The 17,855-nt window shown below is 60.2% G+C and carries 20 protein-coding genes; 11 read left to right on the top strand and 9 right to left on the bottom strand.

Annotation, left to right across the window (positions count from 1 at the left end; all coding sequences use genetic code 11):
- Positions 1–83: 83 nt before the first annotated feature.
- Positions 84–995 (bottom strand): AraC family transcriptional regulator, encoded by a 912-nt coding sequence (locus NTD80_RS10945; RefSeq protein ID WP_262133548.1) that lies wholly within the window; start codon positions 993–995, stop codon positions 84–86.
- Between the two features lie 191 nt (positions 996–1,186).
- Between NTD80_RS10945 and NTD80_RS10940 the strand changes: the two genes are divergently transcribed.
- Both NTD80_RS10940 and NTD80_RS10935 read left to right on the top strand, forming a co-directional pair.
- Positions 1,187–1,936 carry a glucose 1-dehydrogenase gene (locus tag NTD80_RS10940; protein ID WP_315415295.1) on the top strand — a complete coding sequence of 250 codons (750 nt, stop codon included), beginning with the start codon at positions 1,187–1,189 and terminating at the stop codon, positions 1,934–1,936.
- A 62-nt stretch (positions 1,937–1,998) separates the two neighbouring features.
- Complete coding sequence (locus NTD80_RS10935; protein ID WP_262133547.1) at positions 1,999–3,198, top strand: MFS transporter; 1,200 nt, start codon at positions 1,999–2,001, stop codon at positions 3,196–3,198.
- A gap of 4 nt (positions 3,199–3,202) precedes the next feature.
- Here the strand turns inward: NTD80_RS10935 and NTD80_RS10930 are convergent, their stop codons facing one another.
- Positions 3,203–4,114 carry a LysR family transcriptional regulator gene (locus NTD80_RS10930; protein WP_262133546.1) on the bottom strand — a complete coding sequence of 304 codons (912 nt, stop codon included), beginning with the start codon at positions 4,112–4,114 and terminating at the stop codon, positions 3,203–3,205.
- A gap of 156 nt (positions 4,115–4,270) precedes the next feature.
- Here NTD80_RS10930 and NTD80_RS10925 point away from each other — a divergent pair, with 156 nt between their 5' ends.
- Complete coding sequence (locus NTD80_RS10925; RefSeq protein ID WP_149415651.1) at positions 4,271–5,020, top strand: SDR family NAD(P)-dependent oxidoreductase; 750 nt, start codon at positions 4,271–4,273, stop codon at positions 5,018–5,020.
- 5 nt (positions 5,021–5,025) lie between these two features.
- Here NTD80_RS10925 and NTD80_RS10920 read toward each other — a convergent pair whose 3' ends face one another.
- Entirely contained in the window at positions 5,026–5,910 is an 885-nt protein-coding gene (locus NTD80_RS10920; protein WP_262133543.1) for an AraC family transcriptional regulator, read from the bottom strand.
- 138 nt (positions 5,911–6,048) lie between these two features.
- On the opposite strand from NTD80_RS10920, the gene NTD80_RS10915 reads away from it, so the two are divergent.
- From NTD80_RS10915 to NTD80_RS10905, 3 genes are read left to right on the top strand one after another with little or no spacing between them, the layout of a single operon-like run.
- The gene (locus NTD80_RS10915) at positions 6,049–6,792 is read left to right on the top strand and encodes an SDR family NAD(P)-dependent oxidoreductase (RefSeq protein ID WP_262133541.1); all 744 of its coding nucleotides are present in this window, start codon (positions 6,049–6,051) and stop codon (positions 6,790–6,792) included.
- A gap of 37 nt (positions 6,793–6,829) precedes the next feature.
- Positions 6,830–7,231 (top strand): VOC family protein, encoded by a 402-nt coding sequence (locus NTD80_RS10910; protein ID WP_262133540.1) that lies wholly within the window; start codon positions 6,830–6,832, stop codon positions 7,229–7,231.
- Positions 7,228–8,205, top strand: coding sequence for a saccharopine dehydrogenase family protein (locus NTD80_RS10905; protein ID WP_262133539.1), 978 nt, complete (start codon positions 7,228–7,230; stop codon positions 8,203–8,205). The genes NTD80_RS10910 and NTD80_RS10905 overlap by 4 nt, the downstream gene beginning before the upstream one ends.
- Positions 8,206–8,238: 33 nt before the next feature.
- On the opposite strand, the gene NTD80_RS10900 is transcribed toward NTD80_RS10905, so the two are convergent.
- Positions 8,239–8,829: a TetR/AcrR family transcriptional regulator gene (locus tag NTD80_RS10900; RefSeq protein ID WP_262133538.1), complete on the bottom strand. Its 591-nt coding sequence runs from the start codon at positions 8,827–8,829 to the stop codon at positions 8,239–8,241.
- Between the two features lie 174 nt (positions 8,830–9,003).
- Here NTD80_RS10900 and NTD80_RS10895 point away from each other — a divergent pair, with 174 nt between their 5' ends.
- From NTD80_RS10895 to NTD80_RS10875, 5 genes are all read left to right on the top strand, one after another.
- Positions 9,004–9,744, top strand: a complete 741-nt coding sequence (locus NTD80_RS10895) for an SDR family NAD(P)-dependent oxidoreductase (RefSeq protein WP_262133537.1) — start codon at positions 9,004–9,006, stop codon at positions 9,742–9,744.
- Positions 9,745–9,790: 46 nt separating this feature from the next.
- Positions 9,791–10,267, top strand: a complete 477-nt coding sequence (locus NTD80_RS10890; protein ID WP_262133535.1) for a nuclear transport factor 2 family protein — start codon at positions 9,791–9,793, stop codon at positions 10,265–10,267.
- Between the two features lie 123 nt (positions 10,268–10,390).
- On the top strand, positions 10,391–11,119 hold the full coding sequence (locus tag NTD80_RS10885) for an SDR family oxidoreductase (protein WP_262133534.1): 729 nt from the start codon (positions 10,391–10,393) through the stop codon (positions 11,117–11,119).
- A gap of 421 nt (positions 11,120–11,540) precedes the next feature.
- Positions 11,541–11,840 carry a hypothetical protein gene (locus tag NTD80_RS10880; protein ID WP_262133533.1) on the top strand — a complete coding sequence of 100 codons (300 nt, stop codon included), beginning with the start codon at positions 11,541–11,543 and terminating at the stop codon, positions 11,838–11,840.
- 136 nt (positions 11,841–11,976) lie between these two features.
- Positions 11,977–12,759: a DUF4253 domain-containing protein gene (locus NTD80_RS10875; protein WP_262133532.1), complete on the top strand. Its 783-nt coding sequence runs from the start codon at positions 11,977–11,979 to the stop codon at positions 12,757–12,759.
- An 80-nt stretch (positions 12,760–12,839) separates the two neighbouring features.
- Here NTD80_RS10875 and NTD80_RS10870 read toward each other — a convergent pair whose 3' ends face one another.
- From NTD80_RS10870 to NTD80_RS10850, 5 genes are all read right to left on the bottom strand, one after another.
- Complete coding sequence (locus NTD80_RS10870) at positions 12,840–13,097, bottom strand: hypothetical protein (RefSeq protein WP_262133530.1); 258 nt, start codon at positions 13,095–13,097, stop codon at positions 12,840–12,842.
- Positions 13,098–13,628, bottom strand: a complete 531-nt coding sequence (locus NTD80_RS10865; RefSeq protein WP_262133529.1) for a GNAT family N-acetyltransferase — start codon at positions 13,626–13,628, stop codon at positions 13,098–13,100.
- Positions 13,629–13,717: 89 nt separating this feature from the next.
- The gene (locus NTD80_RS10860) at positions 13,718–15,136 is read right to left on the bottom strand and encodes an efflux transporter outer membrane subunit (protein WP_262133527.1); all 1,419 of its coding nucleotides are present in this window, start codon (positions 15,134–15,136) and stop codon (positions 13,718–13,720) included.
- Positions 15,133–16,701 (bottom strand): DHA2 family efflux MFS transporter permease subunit, encoded by a 1,569-nt coding sequence (locus tag NTD80_RS10855; RefSeq protein WP_083221481.1) that lies wholly within the window; start codon positions 16,699–16,701, stop codon positions 15,133–15,135. Before NTD80_RS10855 ends, NTD80_RS10860 begins: the two co-directional genes overlap by 4 nt.
- Positions 16,694–17,803, bottom strand: coding sequence for an HlyD family secretion protein (locus tag NTD80_RS10850; protein ID WP_262133524.1), 1,110 nt, complete (start codon positions 17,801–17,803; stop codon positions 16,694–16,696). The genes NTD80_RS10855 and NTD80_RS10850 overlap by 8 nt, the downstream gene beginning before the upstream one ends.
- Between the last annotated feature and the right edge of the window lie 52 nt (positions 17,804–17,855).

The following is a 17,855-nucleotide window of genomic DNA, read 5'->3' as shown; positions in this document are numbered from 1 at the left end:
GCCAATAGCGGACTGTCCGCTCGGCCAGAACTTGGCCGCGCTTTTCATCTGGCGACTCGGACTGACAACCTTCGAATGCTTCGTTAACCCCCTAATGCCGTCACATTCATCTTGTCTGGGTCGCTGGCATCCGCCGGCGTTTTAAACCTTGCGGCGTCTCTGGCAGGCGGCAACCCGAATAAGCGTGCGTACTCCCGGCTAAATTGCGAGGCGCTTTCGTAGCCGACAGTGAATGCGATGGCGGCCGCGTTGTGTGTTTCGAATAGCAGGAGCCATCGCGCTCTGAGTAGGCGCAGGCGCTTTTGGTATTGGATCGGTGTCATCGCCGTAATGGCTTTGAAGTGCCGATAGAACGCCGCGACGCTCATGTCGGCCATGGCCGCTAAAGGTTCTACACGAAAGGGCTCGGTGTAGTGCTCGCGTATCCACTGGGTGGCTCGGCGGATCTGTGAAAGTCGGCCATCCGGGCGAGCTATCTCGCGCAACATCTCCCCAAAGGGTCCTTGAAGCGCACGAAACAAAATCTCGCGTTCGATCATCGGGGCAAGCACCGGCGCCTCATCGGGATGGTCAATCAGGCGCAGCATGCGCAACCAGGCATCGAGCATTTCAATGGGCGCCAAAACAGGCGCGAAGCAACTGGGGTGAGGCTGACTTTCCGCTTTTGGTCTATCCGCCAACAGCGAAGCGATGATGCTGGGGTCCAGGGTCAAGCTGATGGCGAGGTAGGGATTGTCCGGCCCGCCAGGGTAAATCTCCCCGGTCGCCGGTACATCAATGGGCACCACAAAATAGGTGGCCGCTCCGTAACTCAGCACCTGGTCGCCAATTGACAAGGCTTTCGAGCCTTGCAGTACGAGGTGCAGCATCGGCTGGTAAACCTGGCTGGCACAAGCCTCGGCATTCACCATCGCCACACGTGGCAACCCGGTTCCCGTCCACTGGCTTTGAGCACGCATCACGATACTGCGCAGTTCATTCATGGTGTCGTTCATGTGAGCGACGATGGCGTAGACCGATGTATAAAGCAATGCAGATGAGAAGAATAGGCAAGAGTGCGAGAGGAACCGGCAACGGCTTTACGCGGCGCGGACCCAATACTGATGGCAAGCAGCGTTAGGCCTTCGGGACTGATCGGAGGTCAATAACGGACGCTGCGTCACTTGCCACTTTAGAAAGGTCTCCTATGAAACTTGAAGGAAAAATCGCCGTAGTAACGGGCGCTTCCAAAGGCATCGGTGCTGGGATTGCCAAAGCACTCGGCGCAGCCGGTGCAACCGTCATCGTCAATTATTCATCCAGCAAAGACGACGCGGATTCGGTGGTCGCACATATTCAAGCACAAGGCGCGAATGCCGTTGCCATACAAGCGGACATGGGCAACGGCGCTGACGTGACTCGCCTGTTTGAAACCGTCGCAGCTGACTTCGGTAAGCTGGATATTCTGGTGAACAACGCGGGTGTTGCCGTGTTTCAAATGATTGAAGACCTCACCGAAGAGGCCTTCCATAAGCAGTTCAACCTCAATGTGCTGGGATATCTACTGGCGGCGCGCGAGGCTGTGAAACTGCTGGGCAAATCCGGCAGCATCATCAATATCAGCTCAATCCTCAGCACCGACCCCTACCTTGCTTCGAGCGTTTACTCGGCTACCAAAGGCGCAGTCGATACGTTGACCTTCGCGTTGGCTAGAGAGTTGGGGCCACGGGGTATTCGGGTTAACTCCATCCTTCCAGGCCATACCAACACACCTGCCACAGACGGCAATTTCGCCGGTGATTTTGGCGAGCAACTTATCGCCGGGACGCCGTTGCGTCGCTTTGGCGAGCCTGAGGACATTGCGCCGCTTGCCGTGTTCTTAGCGTCCGAAGATGCCCACTGGGTGACAGGTGAATCCATCCGGGCATCCGGTGGTGTGCGCGGCGTGGGCTACTAACGTCTGCCGAATAACCCACAGGCGTTCAGCAACGTGCGCCTGTATGCCTTCAGGTTTCGACAATGACGGACAGTTTAAAAGCAGCATCTCCTTTGGCGTTATCAACTACTCCAAGCACCCAATACCCACCGGCCTCCTGGAGCGCAGTTGTTGCCATCGGCGTAGGCGCTTTCACGCTAGTGACCGCAGAATTTTTACCCGTGGGGCTGTTGCCGCAAATTGCACAGGACCTTGCGGTCAGTGAGGGGCAGGCCGGCCTTATGGTTACGGCACCCGGCATCGTGGCCGCCGGCGCGGCGCTGTTAACCATCAGCGTGGGCAAGCGTATTCAGCGTCAGCACGCATTGTTGGTGTTGCTCAGTCTGTTGGTCATTTCCAATGCACTGGTCGCCTGCGCCAATAGCCTTGGCGTTCTTCTCGTGGCTCGGATGCTTCTCGGCGTCGCGGTGGGCGGTTTCTGGACCATTGGGGTTTCACTGGGCCCCAGACTGAGGCCCGACGCCATTGCCCGGGCAACGTCCGTCATCTTTTGCGGGGTGACAGTGGGCACCGTAGCCGGCGTACCAGCAGGGACATTCCTTGGCGGGCTACTGGGATGGCGATTAGCGTTTGCAGCCTTCGCGGCGCTGGTTGTGCTGGTGGTGGTGGCGTTAGTGGTGCTGCTGCCGCGTATTTCACCTGAAAAATCCCTGGGCTTCGCTCAAGTACCGGTGGTGATGAGGATGAACACCGTTCGGGCAGGGCTCGCGGCGGTTGTGCTCATTTTTATCGGGCAGTTCGCCGCCTACACCTATATCGCACCGTTTCTAACGCAAATTAGCGGTATCGAGTCGGGCCGCCTGAGTGCGTTGCTACTCGCCTATGGCGTGGCGGGAGTTTTCGGCAACCTTTTTTGCGGTTGGTTTGTCGAGCGCAATGTACGCAGAGCGGTGCTGGCCACATCGATATTCTTGGGTGGTGCCATGTTGGCGCTGGTTATCTGTGGCGCGAGTTCAGGGTGGGCGGCAGCAGCGGTCGTCGCCTGGGGCGTTGGTTTTGGCATGCTGCCTATCGCCATCCAGAGTTGGATATTCAAGGCCGCGCCTGATCGACTTGAGGTTGTAGCAGCGCTATTCGTTGCTGCCGGGCAGTTGGCGATGGGGCTCGGCGCACTGATCGGCGGTGTAGTGGTTGATCACTTCGGCGTTCAAATGGCTATGGGGGTGGGAGTGGCGGGTACGTTGGGCGCCACATTGTGGATTGTCGCGAGCTTCCCCAGGTAGACCCTTAGGGCAACACGTGTGGGTGGGCAGCGAAATGGTCCACCAGCCAATCGACAAATGCGCGCACGCGAACGCTCAAGTGTCGGTTGGGCATGTACACCACCGACAGCGGGTTGGGTTCGGCCTGCCACTCTTGCAACACCGGCACAAATGTACCGGTATCGATATAAGGCTGCGCCATAAACCGTAACGTATGGATCACCCCTAATCCGGCAAGGCCTGCGGCGAGGTAGGCGTTGCTGTCGTTGACTGCCACCACGTAACGGCCTTGCACGGCGATGTGCTCATCGCCCTTGGTGAACTCAAGGTTGTTATGCCTTCCGGAGCCCGGGAAAAAGTAACGTACGAGCGCATGGCCATCTTCCAGTTCACCTGGGTGGCTGGGCATACCGTGCTTAGCCAAGTAAGCCGGCGTTGCGCAGGTAACAAACGGCAGGCTTCCCAGGCGTCGCGCAATCAGCGAGGAGTCTTGCAGGATGCCGCCGCGAATCACGCAGTCAATGTTTTCGCTGGCCAGGTCTGCTGTGCGATCACTCGCGCCAATATCAATCTGCACCTGCGGATAGCGGGCGTGAAAATCGGGCAGCGCCGGTATCACCAGTAGGGTGGCAACGGTGGTGCCCATATCGATTCTGACCTTGCCTTTCGGGGCCGACTGGGTGAGCGCAATTTCCGCCTCCACCTCCAGCCAGCGATCAAGCACCCGACTCATCTGTTCGTAATAGACGCCGCCCTCATTGGTCAGCGTGACCCGCCGCGTGGTGCGGTTAAGCAGCTTTACCCGCAGGTGTGCTTCCAGCGCTTGTACCAGCTTGGTCACGGCATTGGGGTGCAGATCCATTTGCGTGGCTGCTTTGACGAAGCTGCCGGTTTCAACAATGCGGTTGAACGCTTGTACGGCAAGAAAGTAGTCCACGCGGGCACCTTTTGAGGAATCTGAAGAAGGACGTTTATCACCAAAGCAGTGATAGCGCATACCGATTAGATCAGTTTATCCCCACTTGGGTGGTGGTTAGTGTGGCGGCACGGTTTGTCATTCGCGACTGGCCCCTCACCACACAGGTAGAAAATCATGAGTAAGTCCTTGGCAGGTAAAGTTGCATTGGTTACCGGTGGCTCACGTGGCATTGGTGCCGCTATAGCCAAACGTTTGGCCGCCGAAGGCGCTGATGTGGCGTTCAGCTACGCCACATCAGCGGAGCATGCCCGTACGGTGGCGCACCACATCGAATCACTGGGTGTGCAGGCGTTGGCCCTGGTTGCCGATCAGGCGGACGCTAATGCCGTCGCTGCGATGGTCAACCAGGTACACGCGCACTTCGGTCGCCTGGACATTCTGGTGAACAGCGCTGGAGTGTTTGTCACCGGTGTAATCGGCGATCCGCAGGCCGATATTGCCGAGCTGGAGCGCCAGCAGGCCATCAATGTGGGTGGCGTTGTCGCGGCTGTTCGTGCGGCGGTGCCGCTGTTGGCTGACGGTGGACGAATTGTTTCCATCGGCACCATGTTTGCCAGCCGTGCGCCTTTCCCAGGTATCGCTGACTACGCTGCGAGCAAGGCGGCGGTCGCTGCTTATAGCCGTGGTTGGGCGCGCGATTTAGGCGGGCGTCATATCACCGTCAATACCGTGCAGCCGGGCCCGATCAACACCCAGATGAACCCAGAAACAAGTGATGTGGCTGCCATGGTTAAACAGATGACGGCATTGGGTCGCTACGGCCAGCCAGAAGAAGTGGCGGGCGCCGTGGCGTTCTTGGTGGGGCCTGACGCTGGATATATCACCGGCGCCACCTTGAATGTAGATGGTGGTCAGAACAGCTAAACGGCTTAAGCCCGTGTGTCCGCCAAAATTCGCGCGGCATCCCGCGCCGGCGGCAATCCAAAAACACGGGCGTAGTCGCGGCTGAACTGGGTGGGGCTTTCATAGCCCACTTCATAGGCCGCCGTGGTGACGCTCTTGGCGCTGGACACCAACAGCATGCGGGCCTGGAGCAGCCGAACGCGTTTCTGATACTGCAATGGGCTCAAGTTGGTCACTGCTTTGAAATGGCGGTGGAACGCCGACACACTCATCGCTGCTTTCTCAGCCAAGTCGTCGACACGAATGGGCTCGGCGAAGTCGCGACGAATCCACTGGATGGCCAGGCTTACTCGGGCCATGGCGGTGTCCGGGGCTGCGATTTCACGCAGCATCCAGCCTTGAGGCCCCTGCAAGACGCGGTAGAGAATTTCTCGCTCATACGCCGGCGCCAGAGCGGTGATGTCTTGCGGACGCTCCATCAGTCGTAACATACGCACCCACGCGTCCATCAGTTCGGGCGTGACAGCGGCTACGGAAAAGCCGTTTTCCTGTGCAACCCGCTCGGCAGGTTTTGGCAGATCCGCCAACAGCGTGGTGAGAATCGTCGGGTCCAACGTCAGGCTCACGGCCAGGTACGGCTCGCCCGTGGCGGCGGGGTGCACCTTGCCCACGGCCGGCAACTCGATGGACATTACAAAGTAGGTCGCCGGGTCGTAGCGCAAGGTGCGGTCGCCAACAGTCATCGACTTACTGCCCTGCAAAATCAGGTTGATCATCGGGTCGTACACAGCGGCCAACAGATGTTCCGGTACCTCGCCTTGCACCATGGCGACACGGGGAATGCCGGTTTCAGTACGCCGGTTCTCGGCATGGGCGGCCAGCGCCCGGAGTTCGTTCAGTTGATTATTCATGCTGAGCATCTGACGCCAGAGCGGGTACGCCGCGCAAGCAAAAAGCAGAAACAGGCAGGTTTCAAGTAGGAATGGCTGCGTGGCTGCGCACGGTGATAGCTACTGTGGCATCTCATCTAACCCACACCGGAGCACACCATGAGCGTCATTCTGATCACCGGGGGCAGCCGTGGCATTGGCGCTAGTACAGCCACCCTCTGCGCCGAACGAGGTATGGGCGTAGTCCTGACCTATAACAACAACCCGGAAGCGGCGCAGGCAGTGGTCGAGCAGATTCAGGCAGGTGGTGGCAAAGCCGTTGCGCTGAAACTGGATGTGGCCGACGTGAGCAGCTTTGGCGCTTTTGCTGAAACAGTTAAGCAGGTCTTGCAGCAGGTATGGGATGTGGCGCACCTCGACGGTGTCGTCAATAACGCCGGCTACGGGCTGTTCAATCCAATCGCGACGGTCAGCGAAGCGCAATTCGATGGGTTGTTTAAGGTCCACCTCAAGGGTCCGTTTTTTCTGACGCAGACACTGCTGCCGTTGCTGGCCGATGGCGCCAGCATCGTCAACCTCACTAGCGCCACGACCCGTGTGACCACGGCGGGCGTTGCGCCGTACGCCGCGTTGAAAGGCGGGCTGGAAGTGCTGACCCGTTACATGGCCAAGGAGTTTGGCGAGCGCCGTATTCGCGCCAACGCCGTCTCGCCAGGGGCCATTCGTACCGAGTTGGGTGGCGGCCTGAACGATGAGTTCGAAGCGTTGCTCGCCAGGCAAACCGCGTTGGGCCGGGTAGGCGAGCCAGAAGATGTGGGCCGTGTGATCGCCACTTTGCTGTCTGCGGAGAGTGCCTGGATCAATGCCCAGACCATTGAGGTTGCTGGCGGTTACATGATCTAGAACCCTCCACACTCACCCTTTAAGCGAGGAAAACACCATGCTCGACCATGTCTTTATTTCTGTCGCAGACCTGGAGCGCTCCATCGCGTTCTACAGCGCCGCGCTGCCACCGCTGGGCATCACCAGCCGTCTTGACTACGACGGCAAGGATGGCCCGCCCGGCCATCCCGACCTCAAGGGGTTTGGGGCTCACGGGCGCGTATTTTTCTGGCTGCGCGAAGGCGTTGTTGAAGGGCGCGCGGCGCATATCGGCTTTGTCGCCAATAGCCGCGCGCAGGTAAATGCCGCCTATGCCGCCGCTATTCAGGCCGGCGGCACAGACAACGGTCCGCCTGGCGCCCGTTTGCACTACGACCCCGAGTACTACGCCGCCAATGTGTTGGACCCGGACGGCTATAGCCTCGAATTCGTCTACAAAAAATGGCAGCACAGCGCATGAAAAAACTATTGATATACGGCGCTGCGGGTTACACCGGCGCCATGGTTGCAGAACAAGCCAAGGCCGCAGGTCTGAACGTCGAAATTGCCGGTCGCGATGCCGCCAAGCTGCGAAAACTGGCCGAGCGCCTGGGCGTGCCCTACAGGGTACTTTCGCTCGATGAGCCGCTGTCTAGGGCCTTGGAAGGTGTGGATGTACTCCTGAACTGCGCGGGACCGTTTGCACTCACCGCGCAACCCTTGATGCACGCCTGCATTGAGGCCGGCGTCAGCTACCTGGACATTACCGCCGAAATCAACGTTTACCGGTTGGCTGAGCGGCTCAGCGTGCAGGCTGCCAAAGCGGGAGTGATGCTGCTGCCCGGTGTTGGCTGGGACGTGGTGCCAACCGACTGTCTGGCCATGCACGTAGCGGAGCGTGTGCGTAGCCCTCAATCACTGCGTGTTGCACTTCAGGTGGCGGGGTCCATGTCGAGAGGTTCGGCAATCAGCGCCAGCGAAATCGTCGGCGCAGGCTTGATGGCGCGGATCGATGGGCAATTGGTTGCCACGCCCGACGCCCAGCCACAGTTGTTCGACTTTGGTGACGGCCCGGTTCTCTGCGCACCGCTGTCCTTTGGTGACCTGATCACGGCTTGGCACTCGACTTCCATCCCCAATATCGCAATGTACGTTCACGTCACCGGTGATGCGTTTCCCACCGGTGATCTGGCACAACTCCCTGATGGACCTAGCGCCGAGCAGCGACTGGCGCAACCCGCTCGCGCGGTCGCTGAAGTGACCGGCGCTGACGGAACCGTGGCGCGCTCGGTGATCGGGACGGTGAACGGTTATTCCTATACGCCTCTGGCCGCAGTAGAGGCAGCGCGCAGGGTATTGGGAGGTGAAGTCAGGCAGGGCTTTGCAACGCCGGCACAGGTGTTTGGCGTCGGCTTTGCTCAAAGCATTCCTGGTACATGGGTGACTGACCGGTAGATGGGCCGCTGATCATTCTTACGCGAATAGCGCTCAATCCTGCGGGCCTGACAGTTCATGGCTGATGAACCTGCCTGCGATCTGCGCCACGTCGATCAGTCGTTTGCGCGACATGCCATTGCACGCGGAGGCTGAAAGCCCGCGCAACGTAACCGTAATGTAATCCGCGAGGGTTTGCGCGTTACCCGGCTGCACGTTGTCCAGGTACGCCCGTATGACCTTAAGGCCGCCGTTAGCCAGGGTTTCAGCCATCGTGCGGGCCACTTCGTCATCGGCACGCAGGCCCTCGGTAATCATGCAGCCACGCAATGTGGTGTCTTTTCCATATTGCTTTGCAGCGGCGACCAACAGCGCGCAAAGCGCCTCGCCGGGCGGGTGCTCCGGCGCGAGGATCTTGTCCAGCGGGAGGGCGTTTTCGCTGGCGTAGAGCTGCATCGCCCGCTCAAACAACTCGGCTTTGCTGCCGTATGCCGCGTAGAAGCTTGGCGGCTTGATATCCATGGCGTCGACCAAGTCGGTAAGGCTCACCGCGTCGAAACCGTGTTCATGGAACATGGCCTGAGCGATGGCGACTCCCGCTTCTCTGTCGAAGGCCGGGCGACGTTGGCGAGTTTTCTCGTTCATGGTGACCTCGTGGATAAGCGTCCAGTGTAGCGATCACTAAATTCAACATCAATTGTCCGATGCGGATCGCTCAATTTATGTAGCGATTACTAAATGTGTTGCGTGGTTGATCGTGCGTATGTAGTGTCCGCTATATAAATTCAATCTTCCAATTCGCCTGTAGAGGACATCGCAATGCAATTTCGAGACAAAGTCGTTCTGGTCACCGGTGGGTCGTCGGGCCTTGGGCTAGCCATTGCCCAGGAGCTGGTGGAGCAGGGGGCTCATGTAGTCATCACCGGTCGCCGGGAGGCGCAGCTCAATGATGCCGTGGCCATCCTGGGTGATCGTGCCACCGCAATCGTGGCGGATGTTTCAATCGCGGCAGATTTGGCGGTGTTGTTCGGCAAGATCAAGTCGCGCCACGGCCGCATTGACGTACTCGTGGCAAACGCCGGTATGGGCGAAGTAGAGCCTCTGGGCAGCATCACCGAAGCGTATTTCGACCGGGTGTTCAACACCAATGTGAAAGGCGTGACCTTCACCGTTCAGGGGGCGCTCGCCCTTATGGGAAAAGGCAGCAGCATCGTCATTATTGGATCAACGGCCTCTATCGATCCGGGCCCAGGCCTGAGCGTCTATGGCGCGACCAAGGCCGCACTGCGAGCGCTGGTAAGAAGCTGGGTGCTCGACATTCGCGGCAGTGGGGTGCGGATCAATATGGTCAGTCCGGGCCCCGTCGACACCGATTCGTTGCGCAAGATGCTGGCCGAGCAGGCCGATGAAGTCATCAAGGCATTGAGTGAAAAAAGCACCATCGGCCGTATCGGCCAGGCCCACGAAATCGGTAAGGCCGTGGCCTTTCTGGCCAGTGATGCCGCGAGCTACATCAATGGCGTGGAGCTATTCGCCGACGGCGGCGCCTCTCAGGTGTGACCCCATCGCTGTCACCCCGGCTCGCCCTTAATCCCTGGAGAAAAACATGAGTGATACCCCACAACTGCTTGCACGTCTCGCCGCCGAGAGCGCCATCCACCGCCTTCACGCTATCTATATTCATCGTCTGGACAGTGGCGATTTTACCGGTGTGGCAGACGTGCTTCAGCATGCCGTGCTTCATGTTCTTGGCACCGAAGCGTCCACTCGGGAGGGCTTGCTGGCGTTCTTCGAAGCCGGCCTGCAAAAGCATGAAGACGGCACGCCACGTACCTGGCACTCGATCACCAACGTGCTGATTGATGTCGCGCCCTCGGGCGACAAGGCGAGTTCGGCCAGCTATTACACCGTGCATCAACAGCTTGATGGGTTTCCCTTGCAGCCTATCTGCACCGGCAAGTACCTCGACGAATTTGAATTGCACGATGACGAATGGCGATTCAGTCGTCGCGAGGTGACGTTGCGCTTCGCCGGTGACCTTCAGCACCACGTGCAAGGCGCGCAGCGCCATCTAGTTGCTTAGAGCGCCTTATGGGAAAAGCACGTCCCGCGCCGTTCCTGAATGGTGGGGGGCGGCTTGGCTTCTCGCTCATTTCGCATAAATGCCTGTCTCGCCAAGGCGTTTTTACTCCCGAGGAATTCAAATTTGAATAACAATCGACAGGCGCTGATCACCGGTGCCAACAAAGGCATTGGGCTCGCGATTGCCAAAGGTCTTGCCGAGGCCGGTTTTTTTGTCTGGATCGGCGCACGCGACGTTGCACGTGGCGAGCACGCCGTTGCTGAGCTGCATAAAGCAGGGCTCGACGCCGGCTTTCTTGAATTGGATGTTGCAGACGACGCCAGCGTGCAAGACGCTGCCACGACTCTGGCTGCGCACATTGAAGCGCTTGATGTGCTGGTCAACAATGCGGGCATTGCAGTCGACATGACGCGGGCGCCCAGCCAAGTGCGCATGCAGGACATGAAGGCTGTTTATGAGGTAAATCTGTTTGGCCCTGTGCGTGTCACCCAAGCGTTTTTGCCTTTGCTCAGGGCCGCCGATCAGGCACGGGTTGTCATGATGGGCAGCGGCGTAGGCTCGCTAACCTTGATCACCGACCCGACCTCGCTCTATTCGACCGTCAATCTGCTTGACTACACCTCGTCGAAAGTCGCGCTCAATGCAGTCACCGTCTCCTTTGCCAAGGAGCTGGCGCCGTTGGGCATCAAGGTGAACACGGTCGAACCTGGTCATGTAAGGACTGACCTTAATGGCAACTCGGGTGTGCTAACCCCTGAAGAAGGTGCGGCTATCGCGATCAAGATGGCATTGCTCGAATGCGACGGTCCTACTGGTGGCTTCTTTGGAAGCCATGGCCGGCAACCGTGGTAGTTCCTAAATAGTTAATTTAATGATCCGCAGGAGACCTGACAGCAGTGAGGGCGCGCTGCTTCCCGTGCCACGTTGTCAGGAGGACAGAGATGAGTGTTGTTGGCCGATACGCTCTTTCGCGACCGGCAGCAATTGGCCGACAGCTGTCGGCCGTTCCATAGCCTGCCCGCCATCTGTACAGCCGGCAGCAACGGCCCGAGGAGGGGAGATCAAGGTTGATTCAGGCACAACCATTTGGATGTCAAAAAGCTGGATCAGTCACGTGATTGCCCTTGTCAGCTCGTACTGTCCGCCTCCAATCGTCAATCATTCTGGCGGAACGTACTCAACCACCATTAGCCCGGTTGGACTGCCAGCGCGTGGAACGACCCGCTATGCCTGTAAGTCTACCTGTATCTACTCATGGTTAAGGTACAGCGCAATGGATAAGACAATCACCGTCGATCAACTAGCTACCACCGACCTTAGATCAATCAACGAAATATGGCTCGTCGGGACGCATACCCAGTTATGCCTATGGCGTGGCGAACAGGTCTTTACCCACGAGATGATGAGCGAGGGCACCCACGATCAGAATGTCCGACGCCTGTGCGTGCAGTTGGTCAACCCTGACGATCAAGCCGCCGTGGCCAGCGTTGAGGTAATTGTGCGCGAACGGCTGGAAAAAATCGGGAAGGAGGGCGAGTTTTATCCCGCAGAGGACGCTGATACTCATCAATAATAAAAGGAGTATCGGCCATTCATGGGGAGATAACCCAAGGCCTGTTGTCGCTTGCAAGCGTATCTTCCGCTGATGAGCCTGGAACGCTTAGGATTACTCACTCAATTCAGTAACACCATGGAGCAGTCAACAGGTTATGGAGATTGAATTTCGCGGTAATGGCATGCATGACAACCCGTCTGTAGGTACATGCGATGAGTACGGTGTGAGCGGGATTACCAGCTTTGACGATCTCGCCCAAGCTCGTCGTAAGATTGCTGAGGCGCACCCTGGATTTACACCTCTGTTCTCGCTCGATGATCTGCACCAGGCCCGCTACACCTCGGGACATGCGCGCAACAATTCAGGGATGGACGATGCATCGGAGCAGGACATAGCGGGTTTACCGCCAGAGTGCTTCGAGAATGGTGAATACATAGGCTATCCGACTACGAAAGCGGAGTTCGCAATCTGTCTTCGCAATTTCATGAACCTGGTTGTAGCCACGTCTTTCGAAGACGCTTGCGCTCATGGTTTGACGCTGGATGAGCAGGCCCTGCAGGAGTGGATCGGTTATCAGAACAACCCTGTCTCTCTTCTGGAACAGCCCCTTTCAGCTGTCGTGGTGCCCGTTCAGCAGTCTTGCCAGGCACTCGCGGCTTTTCCGAATGGCTATTTCACTTCCGACCTGGACCCAGCGAAGAACTTTGCGGTTGCGCGTCATTTTTCGGAAGCGCATGGCTTTGAGTTGATGGGCGTAGGTGCTTCTTACATCGGCTTCATTCGTGCTGAGCCGCTTGATACATCCTTGGCTAACGTCGTAGCCCAAGACTTCTGTGCGCTCTACAACACTAGCGAGGAAGACCTGCAAGCACGCGTTTGCGCAGTTGCACAGACGATCTCCGGTCTGACGCATTTGTGGCTCCGTTACGTGGAATGAACTCCGTGCGCAGTAAAAGTGAATCGTCGCTGGGTTCATAGACGCCATGATTAGATCGCCCAGCACCGATGCCCAACTCATCAAGCCGGCCCCTCGCTCCTGAGAATACGCTGCTCCTTCACCTCCCCGGCGTACCCGCCAATTTTCGCCTGCTGGGCCGTCAGTAACGCGCTGATCTTCATCAGCGCCACGGCTTCGTGCGGGGTTTTCGCGTTGGCCGCCATGGCCGTCAATTCGACCACGGACCAGCCGATGACCGCTGCCGCATCTTCCAGGTCGTAGAACAGTTCCTGCTGTGCCGTCCTGAGGCCATCGAGGCCTTGTATCAAGTCTTTCATCTATGACTCCGATGACGTGAGTTCAAGCGCCATGACCACCATGCCGATTTCTGCCAGGTCGGTGCTGAAGGGGATTTCTGCAACCTCCTGGAAACCCGACGCGGCGTAAAAGCGACGGGCATTGGCATTGCTCTTGAGGACATCCAGCCAAAGCAAGCGTTCTCCACGTTGCAATGCCCATTGGCGAATGAACTGCAGAAGTTGCTTGCCATACCCGCGCCCTGCGGCACTGCTGAGGAAGTAGATTTTTTGCAGTTCGGCGCCGGGTTCACCTGTCACGGGGGCAGGGGTGGACCGGTTGGCCTTGGCAAAGCCTACGACGTGGCCGCTGGCATCGGCGGCGATAAACCAGGCGTGCTGGTCGGGCTGGGCGAGTGAGCGGCTGAGGGCGCTGGTTGAGAAGTCCTGGTCGAGAAAAGCCTGCAAGCCGGCGGGCGACCAGATGGTCGAGAAGTGTTGCCGGTAGGTTTCGCAGCCGACTTCGCGCAAGGCGTCGAGGTCGGCCTGGGTCGCTTGCCGAATGGTGAGCATGTTCTTCCCTGAGTGGCGCGTCGGCGCGCTTTATTGCGCTGCCGAGTCGCCAGTGTGTCTCAGGCAGCAAGGGCGTGTAAACGCCGTCGTTACAGGCTCCAACCCAGCCCCAGGGCCTTGTGCAGCGAGGCAAAGTCCTTGAGTAATTCGGCATCGCCGGAAATCCGGCTCTCCTGCGCCTGGTAGCGCGTGCGCTCCGCATCCAGCCAATCCAGGGTGCTCGCCGTGCCCGCCCGATAACGTTGGCGCGTCAGGTCAGCCGCGCGTACCGCTGAAGATTCGACGTTGCGCAACAGCACCACGTTCTGGCGTTGATGCCCGTAGCGTGCCAAGGCGACGTCGGCATCGCGCAGTGCACTCAAGACCACGCTCTTGTACTGCGCGAGCGCTTCATCGCGACCGGCTTCGGCGCCTTTGACGCTGGCGGCGACGCGGCCGAAATCCAGCACGTTCCAGGTCAGGCGCGGCAGGATCAGCCAGGTGCCGTTGTCCTTGCGGGCGAGGTGGCCGGGGTCGCCGGCTGAGAAGGACAGGTCGCCCATCAGGCTGAGCTTGGGGAACCAGTCGGCGGTTTTCTCGCCGATCTGCGCGTTGCTGGAGGCCAGTTTGCGTTCGGCGACGCGGATGTCCGGGCGAGCTTTCAAGAGGGCGGCGGGATCGGCCACGGGTACTTGGGCGGGAATGGACGGCAGTGCCTGCGGTGTGGCGAGGCGCTCATCCAGTTCGCCTGGCTCCAGGCCGCACAGCAGGCTCAGTTGGTCCTGGGATTCGACGATGGCGGCTTGCAAGGGCAAGCGCTGGGCCTGGGTATTTTCGGCCTGGGTCAGCACTTGTTCGAGTTGCAGCTGGGAGGCCACGCCTCGGCTGCGGCGTTGTTGAGTGAGGTCCAGGGCCTGGTTTTCGATGTCGACACTCGCCTCTACCAGCGCCAGGCGCGCTTGTTGGTCGCGCAGGTCGGTGTAGGCCTGCACGATTTCGGCGACCAGTTGCACCTGGGCATCCGCCAGTTGTGCCTGTGCGGCGTCGGCTTCGGCCTGTGCGGCTTCGACGGCGCGGCGAGTGCCACCGAACAGGTCGGCTTCCCAACTGGCATCGAAGCCGGCGAGGTACAGGCTCAGCGGGCCGCGCCCACCGCCACCACCGCCCAGCGCCGAGGTATCAGGCGAGCGCAGTTTGAGCATCGCCGCATCGCCCGTGACCTTGGGCATCGCCTGTGCACGCGCACCGCTGAGGCTGGCGCGCGATTGGCGCAGTCGGGCCCGGGCGGTGGCGATGTCCGGGCTGTTTTGCAGGGCCTGGCTGATAAGGGCGTTGAGCTGCGGATCGCCCAGGGCCTGCCACCACTGCGCGACGACAGGCGCGTGTGGCACGTCGCTGTCGGCATGTGGCAAGCGTGCGGCGGCGAGGGTTTTCGGCGCAACGTCGGGGGCGCCGTGGTAATCCGGGCCCACGGTGCAGGCGGACAGCAGCCCGACGGTCAGGAGGAGGGGAAACGAGCGAGCAATCATCGTTGTACCGTGCGCTTTTTCAGAATGAAGATCAGGGGCAGGCACGCCAGCATCGCCAGGCCCAATAGGTAAAACGCGTCGTTGTAGGCCATCACCGAGGCTTGCCGTGCGATGTCGCTGGCCAGTTGGGTCAACGCCTGCAAATGCGCGGTGGACGGGTCGCCGGTTTGCGCCAGGTAGCTGGCGGCGTTGCTCGCCATGTGATCCTGGGCCAATTGGCTGTTGGCGAGAATGCCTTCGCGCAGCCGGTCGTCGTGGAAGTGGCTGCGCCGGTCCATCAGCACGCCCAGCAGCGCCAGGCCGATGGTGCCGCCAAGGTTGCGCGACATGTTGTAGAGCCCGGCCGCGTCGCCGGCATCCTGGGTCTCGACCGAACGCATCGACAGCTGACTGAGCGGCATCATCACCAGGATCTGCCCGAAACCGCGCAGCAGCTGCGACCAGACAAAATCATGCCCGACGCTGTCGGCGGTGAGTTGGGTATCGACAAAACAGCTGGCCCAATACAGCAACAGGCCGATACCGACCATCCAGCGCAGATCATAGCGGCCGAGCATCCTCGGCAGGATCGGCATCAGCAGGAACGCCGGGATACCGGACAGCAGCATGATCGCGCCGGATTGCTGGGCGTTATAGCCGGAGAGGATGCCGAGGAACTGCGGAACCAGATACGCCGTGCCATACAGTCCGGCGCCGACTGCCGTGCCGATCAGCAGTACGCTGCCGAAGCTTTTGTTGAGCACCAGTTGCAGGCGCAGGATCGGCGTGCTCGAACGAAACTGCCCGACGGCGATCAGGAAAAAACCGACCAGCGTGGCGATGCTCAACCAGCTGATCAGCAGCGAGTCGAACCAGTGCTCGCGCTGGCCTTCTTCCAGCACCACCGTGAGCGAACTCAGGCCCATGGCCAGGCCGAGAATGCCCAGCCAGTCGGCGCTGATGAAACGTTGCAGGTTCATGCGCTCAGTGGGCAGGCCGGTGATCAACAAGGTGATCAACGCGATGCTGATGGGCAGGTTGAGAAAGAAGCACCAGCGCCAGTTGATGTTTTCGGTCAGCCAGCCGCCAATCACCGGGCCGAGCAGGGGCCCGAGGATCACCGTCATGCCGAACATCGTGGTGCCGATCGCCAATTGATGCGGGGGCAGGCGGGTGCGCACGATGGTCTGGGCGGTGGGGATCATCGCACCACCGGCGAACCCCTGGCCGATGCGCCCGGCGATCATCGCGCCGAGGCTGGAAGACAGGCCGCAGAACATCGAAAACAGCGTGAACATCAGCGCCGTGCCGATCAGGAACCGGCGCAGGCCGAAGACCCGGGTCAGCCAGGCGGCGAGGGGAATCATGACGATTTCCGACATCAGGTAGCCGGTGGCAATCCACGTGCCTTCGGTGCCGGTGGCGCCAATCTGGCCCTGGATCTGCGGCAATGCCGAGTTGGTGATCGAGACGTCCAGGGTCGCGAGCAGCGCGCCAAGCGCCCCGGCGGCGACGGCGATCCAGTCGGTCAGCGAGGCATTGCGCGGTGTCTCGGCCGCCACCCCGGCCATGAGTGCCTCAGCCATGGTTGGCGTCCGCGCCGTGGGTGCGGGTGTCCACGTCCACGGTGGCCGACAGGCCGGGCATCAAGGCGGCGCGAATGTCGTCAGGCACGTCGAGGGAAATCCTCACCGGCACACGCTGGACGATCTTGGTGAAGTTGCCGGTGGCATTCGACGGCGGCAGCAACGCGAACTGCGCGCCAGTGCCGGGGGAGAGGCTGTCGATATGGCCCTGCAGGTCATGGCCGGGGAGGGCGTCCACGTGCACGCTCACGCGCTGGCCGGGGTGCATCGCGCCGATCTGGGTTTCCTTGTAGTTGGCTGTCAGGTAGATCGCGCTGACCGGTACCACCGTCAACAGGCGCGTGCCGGGCTGCACGTATTGGCCGACACGCACGCCGCGATCGGCGATGCGGCCATCCAGCGGGCTGCGAATCACCGCGTCATCCACATCCAGCTGGCTCTGCGCCTCGCTGGCCTTGGCCACGCCGAGTTGCGCCTGGGCCTGCTTGAGCTGGGCCTGCAGCGTGCCATAGCGGGTCTGGCTGGAACGCAAGGCGGCCTGCTTGGCTGCCACCGTGCTGCGCGCCTGCGCCAATTGGTTGTTGAGTTGCGCCAGGCGTTCTTCCGGTTCGGCACCCGAGCGGGCCAGCGGTGCATAGCGGGCGACTTCGGTCTGCGCATGCTGGGCATCGGCCTGCGCGCCCTGCAACTGCGCGCGGGCTTCGGCGATGGTTGAATCCTGCTGCACCAGGTCGGCCTGGGCCTTGGCGAAATCGGCTTCGCGCGCGGCAATGGTTGCCGAGGCCTCGTCGCTGACGGCCTGGTATTTACGTGCATCCAGGCGCACCAGAATGTCGCCGCGCTTGACGTCCTGGTTATCGCTGACCAGCACCTCGGCGACGTAGCCGTTGATTTTCGGCGCCACGCTGATGCTGTCGGCCTGCAGGTAGGCGTCGTCGGTGGTCTCGATGAAGCGCCCGGTGATCCACCACCAGGCGGCCCATGACACACCGACCAGCACGGCAACGGTCGCCAGTGTCAGCAGGATCCGCCGGGCCTTGCCGCGTTGGGTGGTGACGCTGTCTTCAGGCATGACCTGAGGGGAGGGAGGTGCGGCGGACATCGGGTCACTCCAGAATTTATATCAGGTGGAATAAATTCCTTTTTTCGCGAAT

Origin of the sequence: Pseudomonas sp. 13B_2.1_Bac1 (genome assembly GCF_025466155.1) — a bacterium.
GTDB classification, from domain to species: Bacteria; Pseudomonadota; Gammaproteobacteria; order Pseudomonadales; family Pseudomonadaceae; genus Aquipseudomonas; species Aquipseudomonas aylmerensis.
Note: the sequence above shows the minus strand (reverse complement) of the source record. Positions and strands in the feature narration are given on the sequence as shown.

Excerpts from the sequence above, each read along its gene's own strand:
- NTD80_RS10945 (WP_262133548.1), bottom strand. The coding sequence starts at position 995 with ATGAACGACACCATGAATGAACTGCGCAGTATCGTGATGCGTGCTCAA.
- NTD80_RS10940 (WP_315415295.1), top strand. The coding sequence starts at position 1,187 with ATGAAACTTGAAGGAAAAATCGCCGTAGTAACGGGCGCTTCCAAAGGC.
- NTD80_RS10935 (WP_262133547.1), top strand. The coding sequence starts at position 1,999 with ATGACGGACAGTTTAAAAGCAGCATCTCCTTTGGCGTTATCAACTACT.
- NTD80_RS10925 (WP_149415651.1), top strand. The coding sequence starts at position 4,271 with ATGAGTAAGTCCTTGGCAGGTAAAGTTGCATTGGTTACCGGTGGCTCA.
- NTD80_RS10920 (WP_262133543.1), bottom strand. The coding sequence starts at position 5,910 with ATGAATAATCAACTGAACGAACTCCGGGCGCTGGCCGCCCATGCCGAG.
- NTD80_RS10915 (WP_262133541.1), top strand. The coding sequence starts at position 6,049 with ATGAGCGTCATTCTGATCACCGGGGGCAGCCGTGGCATTGGCGCTAGT.
- NTD80_RS10910 (WP_262133540.1), top strand. The coding sequence starts at position 6,830 with ATGCTCGACCATGTCTTTATTTCTGTCGCAGACCTGGAGCGCTCCATC.
- NTD80_RS10905 (WP_262133539.1), top strand. The coding sequence starts at position 7,228 with ATGAAAAAACTATTGATATACGGCGCTGCGGGTTACACCGGCGCCATG.
- NTD80_RS10900 (WP_262133538.1), bottom strand. The coding sequence starts at position 8,829 with ATGAACGAGAAAACTCGCCAACGTCGCCCGGCCTTCGACAGAGAAGCG.
- NTD80_RS10895 (WP_262133537.1), top strand. The coding sequence starts at position 9,004 with ATGCAATTTCGAGACAAAGTCGTTCTGGTCACCGGTGGGTCGTCGGGC.
- NTD80_RS10890 (WP_262133535.1), top strand. The coding sequence starts at position 9,791 with ATGAGTGATACCCCACAACTGCTTGCACGTCTCGCCGCCGAGAGCGCC.
- NTD80_RS10880 (WP_262133533.1), top strand. The coding sequence starts at position 11,541 with ATGGATAAGACAATCACCGTCGATCAACTAGCTACCACCGACCTTAGA.
- NTD80_RS10875 (WP_262133532.1), top strand. The coding sequence starts at position 11,977 with ATGGAGATTGAATTTCGCGGTAATGGCATGCATGACAACCCGTCTGTA.
- NTD80_RS10870 (WP_262133530.1), bottom strand. The coding sequence starts at position 13,097 with ATGAAAGACTTGATACAAGGCCTCGATGGCCTCAGGACGGCACAGCAG.
- NTD80_RS10865 (WP_262133529.1), bottom strand. The coding sequence starts at position 13,628 with ATGCTCACCATTCGGCAAGCGACCCAGGCCGACCTCGACGCCTTGCGC.
- NTD80_RS10860 (WP_262133527.1), bottom strand. The coding sequence starts at position 15,136 with ATGATTGCTCGCTCGTTTCCCCTCCTCCTGACCGTCGGGCTGCTGTCC.
- NTD80_RS10855 (WP_083221481.1), bottom strand. The coding sequence starts at position 16,701 with ATGGCTGAGGCACTCATGGCCGGGGTGGCGGCCGAGACACCGCGCAAT.
- NTD80_RS10850 (WP_262133524.1), bottom strand. The coding sequence starts at position 17,803 with ATGTCCGCCGCACCTCCCTCCCCTCAGGTCATGCCTGAAGACAGCGTC.